This window comes from Bartonella queenslandensis AUST/NH15, from assembly GCF_000312585.1.
GTDB classification, from domain to species: Bacteria; Pseudomonadota; Alphaproteobacteria; order Rhizobiales; family Rhizobiaceae; genus Bartonella; species Bartonella queenslandensis_A.
Window position 1 is genome coordinate 1 of sequence record NZ_HE997986.1, and the last position, 14,843, is coordinate 14,843.

A 14,843-nucleotide genomic window follows, 5' to 3' on the forward strand; every position below is an offset into this window, starting at 1 on the left:
CTACAAAGCTACAGCTACATACAACAAACATACAGCTACACAATTCAATGGAGCGGGCGATGGGATTCGAACCCACGACCCCAACCTTGGCAAGGTTGTGCTCTACCCCTGAGCTACACCCGCTCATCGATTCGATATATATCTTGCCTGTATGGCGTAGGCTTCTACGAATTGCAACAAAAAAATATCATTTCAGTTTGATTTATTTTGTCTATGTTTCGATAAAATGAAATAAAGATTGATTTTAGAAGATTATTCAGTAATAAATTACTCCTTTTTTAGTTTTTGCATGGAGAGGGGTGGAACATAATGTTGAAGAGAATAAATATATTAGGAGTTGTCATTGCTGCTGTTTTTATGATGAACAGTGTTGCAAAATCGGATGATCAAGTTAAACACGTTAAAGTTGCAATAACGCAAATTATGGTCCATCCTGCTGCGGATGCTGTTCGTAAAGGTGTGGAAGATGTTCTTGCAGAAAATGGTTATAAGCAAGGTGAAAATTTTCAACTTACCTTTTTATCGGCGCAGGGTAATATTTCAACAGCAACGCAAATTGCACGTAAATTTGTTGGTGATAAACCCGATGTGATTGTAGCAATTACCACACCTTCAGCACAAACGATGCTTGCGGCAACAAAAACAATTCCTATCGTCTTTGCAGCAATTTCTGATCCTATCGGAGCTAAAATCGTTTCTTCTCTGACGAAACCTGGTGGTAATATGACGGGGAGTTCTGATCGTATAGATGTTGCAGAAAGTGTCAGACTTTTGCAAGAAGTAAAACCAGATTTGAAAAAAATTGGTTATCTTTATAATGCTTCTGAAGCAAATTCTGTTTCAACACTTAAAACGTTAAAGGATGTAGCAAAAAAAGCTGGAATTGAAATTATTCCTTCGTCGGCTTCAAAGCCTTCAGATGTTCAGGCAGCAACACGTGCTTTAATCGGTAAGGTTGATATTATTTTTGTTCCCGCTGATAATACAGTCCTTTCTGTTTTGGAAGGTGCAATAAAGGTCTCAGAGGAAGCCAATATGCCTGTATTTACTGTTGATGCTAATACTATTGGACGTGGGCCTTTTATGACGCAAGGTGTGAATTTCTATGATGTAGGGGGTGATGCTGGAAAATTGGTCGTGCGTATTCTAAAGGGTGAAAAACCTGGTGATATTGATGTTGTGCAGGCAGCTAATAATGACATTCGAATTGATATGAAAGCAGCAGAAAAGGCGGGAATTGTTATTCCGCAGGCGGTTATTGATCGTGCGACAAAAGTGATTCAATGACTTTTGTTGATAGGATGTTGATACAATAAAAACCGTTAAGTTTTTATGGGGATTGTCTTTACATGAATATATTTGCGTTTTCTGGTGCTGTAGAGTTAGGCCTTATTTACGCGTTTGTTGCTATAGGGGTTTATCTCTCATTTCGCGTTTTGGATTTTCCTGATTTAACGGTTGATGGTTCGTTTCTTCTTGGATCCTGTGTTTGTGGCGTCCTGATTCTTTTAGGCTTTAACCCATGGACAGCTATGGCATGCGCTTTTTGTGCAGGTATGGCGGCTGGTTTACTAACAGCTCTACTAAATTTGCGTTTTGGCATTTTGAATCTTTTGGCTTCCATTTTAATAATGTCAGCGCTTTATACGGTTAACCTTCGTATTATGGGAATTATGGGAGGGTCTAATATTAATTTAGCGCTTGCTGATACAGCTTTAACCCCCTTTTATAATCTGTTTGGCTTGTCTGATATTTTTGTGTGTCCTCTTTTCGTTGGTACTGTATTGCTGGTTGTGGCATTTTTTATTTGGCGCTTTTTGGAAAGTGAAATTGGTCTTGCTATGCGCGCAATGGGTGCTAATCCACGTATGGCGACGGCCCAAGGTGTTCATACATCAGCATTGATTTATTTTGGCATGGGGCTTTCCAATGCCTGTGTTGCTCTTGGTGGTTCTCTTTATATTCAAACTGCCATCGCAACGGATATTACTGGTGGAATTGGTACAATTGTTTTTGGGTTGGCCGCTGTGATTATCGGTGAAACTCTCTTTCGTACACGTAATATTTTTTGGATTATAATCAGCTGTATTGTGGGGTCTGTACTTTATCGTGTGGCGGTGCAATTTGCCTTTGAGGCCAATGGAATTGGTATTGATACATCGACAGATCTTCAATTGATTACTTCATTGTTAGTTGTGTTAACGCTTATTGTGCCACGCTATTGGAGGAGGCGTAAACATGATTGAGTTTTTGCATGTTGGGGTTACATTTAAACCGCAAACGCCTTTGGAAAAACAGGCTTTAATTGATATTAACCTCAAAATTGATCAGGAGAGTTTTGTTACGATTATCGGTTCAAATGGTGCGGGTAAATCAACATTGCTCAGTGTTTTAGCAGGGGTAACGCTTCCCTCGATAGGAAAAGTGGTTATCAATGGACAAAATGTTTCTAGGCAATCAGTTAGCGAACGTGCTGGAAAGGTTGCGTGTGTTTTTCAAGATTCTTTAATAGGTAGTTGTGGTTCTTTAACAATTGAAGAAAATTTGGCTCTTGCTGCTCTTCGGGGAAATCGTCGTAGTTTGCGTTCAGCTTTAAACCATGAAAAAAGGCAATTTTTTCGGGAAAAAATTGCTCAATTAGGCATTGGTCTTGAAGCATATATTCACAATCCTATGGATAGTTTGTCCGGTGGACAACGCCAAGCCGTTTGTCTTGTTATGGCAACGTTAGCTCATGCGGATGTTTTATTACTTGATGAACATACTTCAGCACTTGATCCTGGAATGGCTGATTTTGTAATGCGGTTGACTGAAAAAATCGTTGAAGAGAAAAAATTAACGACTATTATGGTAACTCATTCTATGCGTCAGGCTCTTGATTATGGCGATCGCACATTGATGTTGCATGGTGGAAAAGTGATTTTGGATGTCTGTCATGAAGAACGTAAGGGCTTGGATGTTAATGATTTGATTGGTATGTTTCAGAAAGTGCGTGGGGAAGTTCTTGATGATGATGAACTGTTAATGGATTAATAGTGTGGCTCAGAAAAAAGCACATGAGGTTGATCAGTTTCTAACGCGTTTCTCACATGCTTTTCCTATTGTTCTCATTTATGGGCCAGATCGTGGTCTTATTTGTGAACGTGCTCAACGTTTTGCGAAGCTTACAAAGGTTGCAATAGAAGATCCATTTTCAACAATTCGTTTGGAAGCTGCTGAAATTGATAAAGATCCCGCATGTTTGGAAAATGAAGCGCGTACTTTTTCGCTTTTTGGGGGAGATCGTTTGATATGGATTTCTAATGCTGCTAACCAAAAAGGTTTTCTTGCAGCCTTGAAGCATTTAATTGAGAAACCACCAGAAAAAAGTTTTATTCTCATTGAGGCAGGGGATTTAAAAAAAGGAACAGGGTTGCGCAATGCTATTGAAACGGCAGAAAATGCAATGGCTTTGCCCTGTTTTGCCGATGATATTCGTTCTCTTGACAGTTTGATTGATGAGGTTTTAGGCCAGTTTAAGAAGACTCTTTCTTTGGATGCACGGAGATGGTTGCATGAAAGCTTAGGGGTAGATCGTCTTGTATCACGCGGTGAATTGGAGAAGCTTTGTCTTTATGCTTCAAATGTTCATATTACTCTTGAAGATGTGAAAGCTGTTGTAAGCGATGTAAGTGCTCTTTCTCAAGATGAAGTCATTGATGCTCTCTTATTGGGCGATATATCAGGCTTTGAAGCGCATTTTAACCGACATGCAGCAGTGCAGGGGGCGCTTTTTTTTATTTTAAGTGTAGCACAAAGGCATTTTCAGCAATTACAGCTCTTGCGTTATCAGGTAGAGGTTGAAGGAAAATCACCTGTTACAGTGGTTTCTCAAGCGCGTCCTCCCATTTTTTTTCAACGGAAAAAGACCGTTGAACAAGCTTTAAAATATTGGAAGTTAGAACAGATTTCTTACGCTATGGAAAGAATTCAGAGTGCTGTTTTAGAAAGTCGTAAAAATCCGTTTTTGGGTGAAGCCATCATTCGTCAAGCTTTGTTAGGACTCACAATTATTGCACGACGCCAAATGGCAGCTTAACATATTTAAAAATATAATGTTTTTTATTTAATACAGTATAAAGGTATTTTCAGAAATTACAGTTTGTTTTATCAAGTAGAGGTTGAAGGGAAATCGCCTTTTATGGTGATTTCTCAAGTTCATTCTCATATTTAGAGCAAGACTTGTTCATGGAATTTTTAGTGAAGTGAATTACATGAGTGATTAGTGTGATTAATGATATAAGGGGGCAAATAAAATTTTACGCATTCGGTATTTTTTATGAGAATATAGGGGGAGTATTAAGCTTGCTCACAGAGTTTTAAAGGTGTAGCGCTCTTCATGCAAAAAAGAACGTGACAGAATATATTTGTTTTAAAAAATTATGCGCTTTCTTAAAAACATTTTTCAATGCGGTTATATCTATTTTGCGACGGTGCTCATGAATAATATGACGGTAAGGTTTCTCGTAAACACAATTCATTGAGCACTCCTGCTTTAATGCTTAATAAAAGTGTAAACTGGCACTCATTACATACTTTGCTCGTCTCTGATGTTGCGATAATCCTTGGCAATTAGATAGGGTGAGGTTTTTTGTTTCTTCTTTTAAGTGTTTTTATCTATATGCTATCCCTTTTGTGAGGTGCAAAAGACATCACAACATAAGAAGGCTTAAAATGAAATAATTCTTCGGTATTAGTAGGGTCTTATTAAGATGTAAAATAATGTAATTATCTTTATGGATCAATGCGCTGGATGCGATTAAGTAATGAAGTGAGAATTTAGAAGTTTGGTGTTACATTTTTCGTCACTATTTTTTGCATTTTTTAGGTAAAAATGATTTGTTGTTTGTTTGCGCAGGTGAGGATTGATAAACTGCGTTATTCTCTAGTTGTAGTTTTTTAATATTTTGCGCATAACTCTTAAACGAACAAACAGGAAAATGATGATTTTTACAATTGTCTTTGTTGCCATTTGCAAAAAATCTTTAAAGGTAAGAGATGTCCCATATTCAATTTGAAAGAATAGCGCTCATCGGGATCGGTCTGATTGGATCTTCTTTAGCAAGAGTGATTAAAAAGAAAAAACTTTCAGCTCAGATTTCTATTGCAACGCGTCGTCAAGAAACACTGGAAAGAGCGCGTGAATTGGAACTTGGAGATTTTTATACAACGGATAATGCAGAGGCTGTTGTAGACGCAGATCTCGTTATTATCTCTGTTCCTGTTGGGGCGAGTGCAGAGGTGGCAAAAAACATTCATGATCATTTAAGGCAGGGGGCGATTGTGAGTGATGTTGGTTCTACAAAAGAGTTGGTTATTACAGAAATGGCGCCTTTATTGCCCAAAACGGTTCATTTTATTCCGGGACATCCTATTGCTGGAACGGAATATTCAGGGCCAGATGCTGGTTTTGCTGATTTGTTTATCAATCGCTGGTGTATTTTAACACCTTTTGCGGAGAGTGATGCGGTGGCTGTAGCACGATTGACAGCGTTTTGGGAAGCTTGTGGTGCACGTGTCGAAAAAATGGAGCCTAAGCATCATGATCTTGTTTTGGCAATTGTTTCGCATTTACCGCATTTGATTGCCTATAATACTGTTGGGACAGCAAGTGATTTAGAAAAAGTAACAAATTCAGAAGTGATTGCTTATTCCGCTTCTGGTTTTCGTGATTTTACACGTTTGGCATCTTCTGATCCTGTTATGTGGCGCGATATTTGTTTGCATAATAAAGAGGCTATTTTAGAGATGTTGGGTCGTTTTAGCGAAGGGCTTGCCTTTTTAGAACAAGCAATTCGTTTGGGTGATGGTGAAACATTGTTTAATTTTTTTACGCGTACGCGTGCTGTGCGTCGTAATATCATTGCGGCGGGACAAGAAATTGATGCCCCTGATTTTGGGCGTCATAACGTTTCTAAAGAGGGGATGTAAAATAAGAGACTTCTGAATTTTGCGCTGTTGTTTTGCTTATTCTTATTATGCTCCTTCAGATATCTGTTCTTTTAAGTTGTGCGTTATGATAAAGGTACAACGACGTTCTCAGTCGTTTGCACGACGATAAATGGTGCTGCTTGATTTTGTCTCCTATATCCTATGCTCTAAAATAGCTTTTGCATCTTTATGAGAGGCGTTTGTTGTTTTGGTTAGCAAATTCCGCATAAATGAGAGCGAAAAGAGATATGCTTCAAGTTTAACTTATTCATATCAATGGACATGCAATTTTTATTAAATGGATCACGACTGTAAAAAGAATGAAAGCATTTTTTTGAAAGATAAAGGCTTTGTTCAATAATCTTTCGTATTGCTAATGGTAAAGACCTATAAAACTCTTCTATAGTATTACTCTTCACATTATCAAGCCGAGGATCATATTCTCATCAACATGCATATAACCTAAGAGATTTGCGAAGGGTTTTTCAGGGAGAGGGGGGGTATGAGTTCCTGTAAATCAATGCAAAGCTAGGTGTATTATGGATGTTGTCTCACAAAGTGTTTTATAAAAAACAGAGGCGTATTCTCCAATCGGTAGCCTGTATATTTTTCATTTTATGATGTGTTTTCTTCATAAAGTTTCTACAATTGCTGTTAATTGCAAATTAATATTCAAACCACATGCAGAAACATGTTTGAGAAAAATATTAAGATGATTCAGTGTATTCGCTTTTTTTAGCTTTCTTATGCTGGTTTGGGGTAGGAATATTTTCTCTGTTTGATTAATCTTTTGAAGCGATAAAACAACTTTACTTGAGAACAATATAAATGTAAAAGAAGGAAAGGTAAGAACTCATTTCCATCTATTCTATTTTAATTTAATTTAAGCATTAAAACGTGAAAAAACATTCATAAAAATATCTTTGCTTCATATTTTATTCTTTTGCACTCTTTAATAGAGTGGGGCTCTCATGTAAAATGGAACGCTTCAACAGAATACACTTGATTGGTGAAATTTGTTGGCTTTTCAGTTTTTGGAGAGGAGGAGGCTTGACCACATGGATTACTGCCCTTTATATCGAAAAATGTTTGTTTTTGAAGTCTTGATGGTTTTTTTAAGCGTGAGATAACTGAAAAAAGGATATTACCAGAAAGTATTGAGGTTTGTTGAAAAATATCTTTTGGTATAGCTATCGTATTTTTGGTGACGCAATAAGTCACTATTGGCGTGATAATGGGAGTGCTTTTGCAAGCCATGTTGCGCTATCAGTGCTTTTAGCATTTTTCCCCTTTTTTATTTTTGGGACATCTTTTGCTCGTTTTCTCGGAGCTTTTACCTATACACCGCAAAAAATTAAAGCGTTGGTACAGTTATTGCCTGATGTCATTGCTGAGCCTTTATCTCAGGAAATTGTCAATGTTTTAACCCTTCATCAAGGAGGTGTGTTGACGCTTTCTGTCATTGGAACGGCTTATTTTGCTTCTAATGGAATAGAAGCTTTGCGTACGGCCTTGAATAAAGCTTACCGTGTGATTGATCGACGGAGTTTTTTGTTTTGTCGTTTTCAAAGTTTGTTTTTTGTGATCCTTGGCGCTTTTGGTCTTGTTGTGATAAGCTTTTTATTGATTTTAGCGCCTTTGCTGATAAAAATTATGCAAAATCATCCTTTTTTTATGACTGAATATATTGGTGTCATTCGTTTATGGCGTTATACAATTGCAGTCATTATTTTGTTTATCAGTCTTTTGATTGTTCATAAATGGCTTCCGGCAGGGCAGCGGAAATTTATAGATATTTTACCAGGAATCGTGGTGACAATGTTTGTATGGTTTATGGCTTCTCTTGCTTTTGCGCAATATTTAACGATGTTTGACTATATTTCAACCTATGCGGGGTTAGCATCTATTATGGTTGCCATTATTTTTCTTTACATATTAAGCGCAATTTTTATTTTGGGGGGTGAAATAAACGCCGCAATAATGTTTTATCGTAATTGTGAGCACTCTCCTAGATGAATGAAAAAATCTGTAGATCCGTATGAAAGCCAAAAGATAGGGCAAGGAATAAGACCAGCCATTACTTTGTTGGTTGATGCGGATGCCTGTCCTGTCAAAGTTGAAATTTATCGTGTTATGAATCGTTATCAGCTTAAGACATTTATTGTTGCGAATCGTTTTCTTTCTCTTCTCCACGAAGAACTCATTGAAAGAATCGTTGTTTCTGGTGGGCTTGATAGTGCTGATGATTGGATTGTAGAACATGTGCATGAGGCGAGTATCGTTATTACCAGTGATATCCATTTAGCAGCACGGGTTGTACGGTTTGGAGGGCTTTGTCTTTCGCCAACGGGGCGTATTTTTGATGCCAATTCAATTGGTCAAGCTTTAGTCATGCGCAATTTGATGGAAAATTTGCGAGAGCAGGGGCATGTCACAGGAGGACCGCGTCCTTTTTGAGGTAAAGATCGCTCTGCTTTTTTGTCAGCATTGAATTTGACAATCCAACGTTTAAAAAGGCGCGGCTATTAGGTTATTGTGTTTCTTTTATGACAGCTTTTATAAGTATTTTGGCATCGTCATTGGCCCATGGCGCTGCACCATTATAGGAAGCAATGAGATAACCATTTTTATCAATGAGAAGTGTGATGGGTAATCCTAAGGCAAGTCCTTGTTTTCTCATGTCATTAAAGATACTCATGGTCTCATCGCGATAGTAGACTAAATTATCAGCATGAATATCTTGCAAAAATTGCTGAATTTTTTCAGGAGAAGCGGCTTTATCGATATTAATCGCTATGACATCGAAGTTTTCTCCCCCCAATTCGCGTTTTAATTGTGCCAGTTCGGGCATTTCTGTGCGGCAGGGAGCGCACCAGATAGCCCATAGATTGATGAGTGTCAGTTTTCCGTTAAATTCAACGAGTTTATGGTCTTTTCCTTGAATATCCTTAAAAGAGAGAGTATTCATATCTAAGGGTGTATCAATAAATCGCATGTGAGCAAAAAAGCCTGTTGCTGCTTTTTGGATGGCCATAATTTTTTTGTCTTGTCTGTTTTCGGTATTTTCTTTTGAAATAAAGTTAGTAGAAAAAGAGGTGCTCTTGTTATGATGATTTTTTATTGCGTATAAACTGATACAAACTAAGATAATGGCAATAAAAAAGGATGCTATGAAGATTTGCCACTTTTTATTTTTCTTCTTTGAGCTATTAAAAATTTGAGGAATCATGACTTTTATCCTTTTTATGGGTGTTTTTAGATTATGACAGATGAGAAGGTAAAAAACCAAATGTGGGGAGGGCGGTTTATCGAAGGACCTGCTACAGTTATGGAAGAAATTAACGCCTCAATTGATGTTGATCAGAAACTCTATCGGCAAGATATTAAAGGTTCGCTCTCTCATGCTGCGATGTTAGCGCAAACCAAGATCATTTTACAGTCTGATTATGAAAAAATTTCTTATGGTTTAAAAATTATTTTACAAGAAATTGAAGAGGATAAATTTGTTTTTTCACGAAAACTTGAAGATATTCATATGAATATTGAAGCGCGATTGAGTGCGTTGATTGGTCCTGTTGCTGGGCGTTTGCATACGGCGCGTTCACGCAATGATCAGGTAGCTGTTGATTTTCGGTTGTGGGTACGTGAGGCATTGCAGAAAATAGCACAGGCTTTAAAAGAATTGATAAAGCAACTGCTTGTTCTTGCAGAACAACATGTCCATACCTATATGCCAGGCTTTACCCATTTACAATTAGCTCAACCCGTAACATTGGGCCATTATATGATGGCTTATGTTGAAATGTTTGGTCGAGATTTATCGCGGATGCGTGATGCTTTTGAACGAATGAATGAATCGCCTCTGGGAGCTGCTGCTTTGGCAGGAACAAGTTTTCCGATTGATCGCTTTATGACAGCAAAAGCGCTAGGTTTTCGGGAACCTACACGCAATTCAATTGATAGTGTTTCTGATCGTGATTTTGCATTGGAGTTTTTAAGTGCTGGTGCTCTTTGTGCCATGCATCTTTCGCGTTTAGCAGAAGAAATCATTCTTTGGTCAAGTGAACAGTTTCGTTTTATTCGTTTGTCAGATGCTTTTTCGACGGGTTCATCTATTATGCCACAAAAGAGAAATCCTGATGCGGCAGAGTTAATACGAGCGAAAGCGGGCCGATTGAATGGTGCGCTTATAGGATTGTTAACAGTGATGAAAGGATTACCGCTTGCTTATTCAAAGGATATGCAAGAAGATAAAGAGTATGTGTTTGATGGGGCTTTGAGTTTGGAATTATCACTAGCAGCAATGGCAGGGATGATTGCTGATTTAAAAGTAAATAAAAAAGTCATGAAACAAGCAGCGGATTTAGGATATACAACAGCAACCGATTTTGCTGATTGGCTTGTACGCGAATTAGGGATTCCTTTTCGTGAAGCGCATCACATAACGGGGCGTGCTGTAGCATTGGCAGAAAAAAAACAGTGTCGCCTTCAGGATTTATCCTTAGATGAACTTCAAGCAATTTGTTCTGATATTAATGCGACACTTTTTGATGTTTTGACCGTTGAAAAATCTGTTGAAAGTCGTAAAAGCTTTGGGGGAACGGCCTCTTCAGAAGTTCTTCGGCAAATTGCGTATTGGAAAAAGCGTCTTGTGAGCGCTTGAGTGATTGTATTTTAAAGATAAAAAAAGAGAACAAGATGAAGAAAGAGGACAAATGAAAATTATAATAAAGGGGTTGGTGATTGTCCTTTTTGGGGGCTTGGGTATTGTTGGGTGTGGGCGTAAAGGGTCATTAGAGGCACCCCTTACACGTGTGGAAAAGTCTACACTGGACACATCTGTTGCTAAAAGTAAAGATGATCAACCTTTTATTCTTGATCGTTTGATAAAGTAGGAGGAAAGTGTGGATTTTTTCTCCTACCATCAAGGTATGCTTCATGCTGAGGGTTGTTCACTTGCTATTCTTGCACAGGAGGTGGAAACCCCTTTTTATTGTTATTCAGCTCATGCATTAGTCACACGTTTTAAGGACTATCAAAAGGCATTTCAAGGAATGCCTAGTCTGATTGCTTATGCGGTTAAAGCTAATTCTAATCAAGCGGTTTTACGGCTTTTATCAGCAAATGGAGCAGGAGCTGATGTGGTTTCAGAAGGCGAATTACGGCGTGCCCTTGCAGTTAGTATTCCAGCGCATCGTATTGTTTATTCTGGTGTTGGTAAAACTGTGAGAGAGATAGATTTTGCTCTTTCTCAGAATATTTATTGTTTTAATGTTGAATCAGAACCGGAACTTGAACAGTTGTCACAACGTGCTGTTGCGCTGTCAAAAACAGCGCGTGTTTCATTGCGCATTAATCCAGATGTTGATGCAAAGACTCATAAGAAAATTACAACAGGAAAATCCGAAAATAAGTTTGGTATTCCATTGTTGTTGGCAAGAGAAGCTTACAAAAAGGCGGCCTCTTTACCTGGATTGCAGGTTTGCGGTATCGATATGCATATTGGCAGTCAAATTTGTGATTTAAAGCCGTTTGAGGAGGCGTTTCCTCTTATCGCAGATTTGGTGCGTCAATTGTGGAACGATGGTTATGCAATAACGCATATAGATATTGGCGGCGGGCTTGGTATTGCCTATGGTTGTGAACAACATACTGTACCCTCCCCTTTTGATTATGCTGCGCTGGTAAAGAAGCATATTGCTCCTTTAGGGATTAATATTATTGTGGAGCCTGGGCGGAGCATTGTGGGTCAAGCTGGTGTGTTGGTAACCTCTGTTCTCTATTTAAAAAGGGGGCAAGGGCGGAATTTTGTTATTGTAGATGCGGCGATGAATGATCTGATGCGTCCAACGCTTTATGATGCTTGGCAGAATGTCGTCCTTGTGAAACAAGCAGCAAAAGACGCCTCCCTTATTCGTGCAGATATTGTGGGTTCCGTTTGTGAGACTGGTGATTATTTAGCATTAGATCGTTGCTTGCCAATTTTGGCACCTGGTGATCTTTTGGCTATTACACAAGCTGGGGCTTATGGTGCCGTGATGGCGAGTACTTATAATAGTCGACTTTTGATCCCTGAAGTTCTCGTTCAAGATACGCGTTATGCGGTTATTCGTCCACGTCTTGATTATGCGCAATTGATGGAATGTGATCGTATTCCTGATTGGGTTGAACATTCTTAAATGTTTTTGGTCTTATTTTTACTAAACTTTGATGAAATAATTTATTTTCTGGAAATTGTCTTGTATGGATTTTATGATCTTAATACATCACGGTAAAAGGGGAAAAATGCTTGTTTATAAAAAATAAAAACATCAAGAGCTTTACAATGAAGCTTTTGTGTGTGCGCATTTTGATGTGGGGGATTCTTTTATTTGAACGGATATGGGTACGATTGTTGCCATTTTTCGTGGTTTTCAGTCTTTTTTGTTCGTTTAGTTGGTTGGGGCTTTTTGGTATTTTAGGATATTGGCCTCATTGGCTTTTACTAGGGGTTATGCTTGTTTGTGCTGGAGCGAGTTTATTTTTTCTTATTGGTTTTAGGTTTCCCACAATGCGGGAAGTGGATCACCGTCTTGAACGCGTTAATGGTCTTAAACACCAGCCTTTGAATATTCAGACAGATTATGTCTGTTCTGAAAATAAGGAAGATTTTAGTGCTGTTATTTGGCGTGAACATCAACGTCGAATGGCAAAACAATTACACCATTTAAAAACTGGATTTATCTCGCTTAATAGTGCGGCTTATGATCCTTTGGCTTTGAGGGCTTTGTGTGTTCTCCTTTTTGTGTGTGCTTTTAGTTTTTCTTTTGGTTCACAAGGGGGGCGTTTAGCTGATGCCTTTGATTTTCGTCCTGTTGTTGATGAAAAATTCATGCGGATTGATGCTTGGGTAACACCCCCTGCTTATACCGGTGTTGCCCCTATTTATTTGACAAAAGATGAGAAGACACAACTGGAAATTCCTGAAGGAAGTGATGTGGTTGTGCGTGTGGTCAATGGCGCTGGTGTTACGGTAAAAGCAAAGTCTGTAGAAGATGGACAGGAAATTTCGTTTTCAGAGAAAAATGAAAAAACAGCCTTGAATGATCCAATTATTCATTTTGAAACACATTTAAAGCATTCAATGGATTTGTTTGTATCATCACGTCGTAAAAAACAGCAGTGGCATTTACAGATGATTAAAGACGCTTTTCCAACAATTTGTTGGCTGGAGAAACCAGGGCGGATTTTAACAGGGTCATTAGAGCTACGGTATGAATTGGATGATGATTATGGTGTGACAAAGGCTTTTGTTGAAATAGAGCCTTTCCTTCCTCAGAATAAAAATGCTTCTTCTCTTTATAAGGCACCGGAAATAAAGCTTCTTCTTCCACGCGGTGGAAAGGGTAAAATGCGCACAGTACACGATGTATCAGCCCATCCATGGGCAGGTTCACAAGTCAAAATTACTTTGGTGGCAGAAGATGGCGCAGGGCAGAAAGGGCGTAGCAAAACTTTTGTTATGATATTACCGCAGCGTATTTTTTCAAATCCTGTTGCGCGTGCGGTGAGTGAATTGCGCCGTTTACTTGCTCTTGATATTTCTGCGAGAGAGCGTGTATTGGATATGCTTTCTGCTTTGCTGGTGCGTCCAGAAAAAGGGCTTCAAAATGTAGCGCATTTTCTCGTTCTACAAAGTGCGTGGACAAGGCTTTCTTTGGCACAAACAGAAGAGGATTTGTACGATGTGGTGGATTATTTATGGCAGATTGCTTTAGGTATTGAAGGCAATCAGCTTGAATCCGTGCAGAAAAATTTAAAACAAGCACAAGCTGCTTTACGAGATGCACTACGGTATGGTGCTCCAGCAGAAGAAATCGAACGGCTTATGGCAGATTTACGTCAAGCTATGGATGCGTATATTCAAGCTTTGGCTGAAAAAGCACCAGATAGTCAAGTTTCTAAAAAGTCTAAAAGCTCAAAAAATCCTAATCTTTCTGAAGAGACATTACAAGAAAAACTGAATCTCATTGAGGAAATGGCCAAAACCGGCTCTTCTTTAGCAGCGGAACAACTCTTGGCGGAAATTGAACAGACGCTTGACCATTTGCAGGTGCAAAAAGGCAATCAAAATGAAGGAGAAAAAAGTCAATCTGCACAAATGAAAGAAAAGATGGACCAACTTGGAGATTTAATGCGTCGTCAGCAAGAAATTCTCAATGAAACGCATCAGTTAGAGATGGGACAAAAACGTGGGGAACATATACCGGAAAATCAAAAAGAATCTTTAAAAAAACGTCAGGCTGAATTGCAGTCTGAATTATCAACATTAGAAAAAGAATTATCAGAACAAGGATTTGAAACAGGTGATGCCTTAAAAAAGGCGGAAGAAAAAATGAATTCTGCAGAAGATGCTCTTGATCATGGAAATCATCAGGCATCTATACAAAATCAGTCTGATGCTTTAGAATCTTTGCGGCAGGGTGCTCAAAGTGTTTTGAAAAAAATGCGTGAAACACTCAAAGAAACAGGGAATGATAAAAATGCTGATTCTGGTCCGAAAGATCCATTAGGGCGTCCACTTTCTTCAAAAACAAATGAAGGACAAGAAGGTGAGGCTCTTCCACAAGAAAGTGATCAAATGCGTACGCAGCAAATTTTGGATGAAATTCGCAAACGCCTTGGTAAGGAACATATTCCAGAAGTAGAGAAAAACTATCTCGAAAGGTTGCTTCATTTTAATTAACCAATTGTTGGCTTTTTTCTTAATTGATATCAGAAGTAGCATAGAAGAAACCTCTATGGAATTCAGCTCAAAAGAAAATGAGGTGCTTATCATGCAATCATCATCCTGTTGTTCTGCTTTTTTGACCATTTAGGTTTGGAATGTGAAA

11 protein-coding genes, 1 tRNA gene and 1 pseudogene are annotated in these 14,843 nt (G+C 38.5%); 11 read left to right on the top strand and 2 right to left on the bottom strand.

The annotated features are described in order from the left end of the window. Positions 1 to 48 precede the first annotated feature (48 nt). Positions 49 to 123: transfer RNA gene (locus tag BN338_RS02560), tRNA-Gly, on the bottom strand. A 186-nt stretch (positions 124 to 309) separates the two neighbouring features. On the opposite strand from BN338_RS02560, the gene BN338_RS02565 reads away from it, so the two are divergent. From BN338_RS02565 to BN338_RS02595, 7 genes and pseudogenes are all read left to right on the top strand, one after another. Continuing rightward, positions 310 to 1,287 carry an ABC transporter substrate-binding protein gene (locus BN338_RS02565; RefSeq protein WP_039758753.1) on the top strand — a complete coding sequence of 326 codons (978 nt, stop codon included), beginning with the start codon at positions 310 to 312 and terminating at the stop codon, positions 1,285 to 1,287. Between the two features lie 62 nt (positions 1,288 to 1,349). Next, the gene (locus BN338_RS02570; RefSeq protein WP_039758754.1) at positions 1,350 to 2,246 is read left to right on the top strand and encodes an ABC transporter permease; all 897 of its coding nucleotides are present in this window, start codon (positions 1,350 to 1,352) and stop codon (positions 2,244 to 2,246) included. Continuing rightward, entirely contained in the window at positions 2,239 to 3,033 is a 795-nt protein-coding gene (locus tag BN338_RS02575; protein ID WP_039758756.1) for an ABC transporter ATP-binding protein, read from the top strand. The genes BN338_RS02570 and BN338_RS02575 overlap by 8 nt, the downstream gene beginning before the upstream one ends. Positions 3,034 to 3,037: 4 nt before the next feature. After that, the gene (holA, locus tag BN338_RS02580) at positions 3,038 to 4,078 is read left to right on the top strand and encodes a DNA polymerase III subunit delta (protein ID WP_039758758.1); all 1,041 of its coding nucleotides are present in this window, start codon (positions 3,038 to 3,040) and stop codon (positions 4,076 to 4,078) included. A gap of 959 nt (positions 4,079 to 5,037) precedes the next feature. Further along, complete coding sequence (locus tag BN338_RS02585; RefSeq protein WP_039758760.1) at positions 5,038 to 5,970, top strand: prephenate/arogenate dehydrogenase family protein; 933 nt, start codon at positions 5,038 to 5,040, stop codon at positions 5,968 to 5,970. A gap of 1,164 nt (positions 5,971 to 7,134) precedes the next feature. Then, complete coding sequence (locus BN338_RS02590) at positions 7,135 to 7,986, top strand: YihY/virulence factor BrkB family protein (protein ID WP_039758761.1); 852 nt, start codon at positions 7,135 to 7,137, stop codon at positions 7,984 to 7,986. Further along, positions 7,987 to 8,499: pseudogene (locus tag BN338_RS02595) on the top strand (YaiI/YqxD family protein). It begins immediately after the preceding gene. Position 8,500: 1 nt separating this feature from the next. Here the strand turns inward: BN338_RS02595 and BN338_RS02600 are convergent. Next, positions 8,501 to 9,199, bottom strand: a complete 699-nt coding sequence (locus BN338_RS02600; protein ID WP_039758763.1) for a TlpA family protein disulfide reductase — start codon at positions 9,197 to 9,199, stop codon at positions 8,501 to 8,503. A gap of 33 nt (positions 9,200 to 9,232) precedes the next feature. Here BN338_RS02600 and argH point away from each other — a divergent pair, with 33 nt between their 5' ends. The 4 genes from argH (at position 9,233) to BN338_RS02620 (ending at position 14,695) form a co-directional block, all read left to right on the top strand. After that, positions 9,233 to 10,633 (top strand): argininosuccinate lyase, encoded by a 1,401-nt coding sequence (argH, locus tag BN338_RS02605; protein WP_039758765.1) that lies wholly within the window; start codon positions 9,233 to 9,235, stop codon positions 10,631 to 10,633. A gap of 52 nt (positions 10,634 to 10,685) precedes the next feature. Continuing rightward, entirely contained in the window at positions 10,686 to 10,865 is a 180-nt protein-coding gene (locus BN338_RS02610) for a lipoprotein (protein WP_039758840.1), read from the top strand. A gap of 9 nt (positions 10,866 to 10,874) precedes the next feature. Then, positions 10,875 to 12,149: a diaminopimelate decarboxylase gene (gene lysA, locus BN338_RS02615; RefSeq protein WP_039758766.1), complete on the top strand. Its 1,275-nt coding sequence runs from the start codon at positions 10,875 to 10,877 to the stop codon at positions 12,147 to 12,149. Between the two features lie 116 nt (positions 12,150 to 12,265). Then, on the top strand, positions 12,266 to 14,695 hold the full coding sequence (locus tag BN338_RS02620) for a TIGR02302 family protein (RefSeq protein ID WP_039758842.1): 2,430 nt from the start codon (positions 12,266 to 12,268) through the stop codon (positions 14,693 to 14,695). Positions 14,696 to 14,843 lie beyond the last annotated feature (148 nt).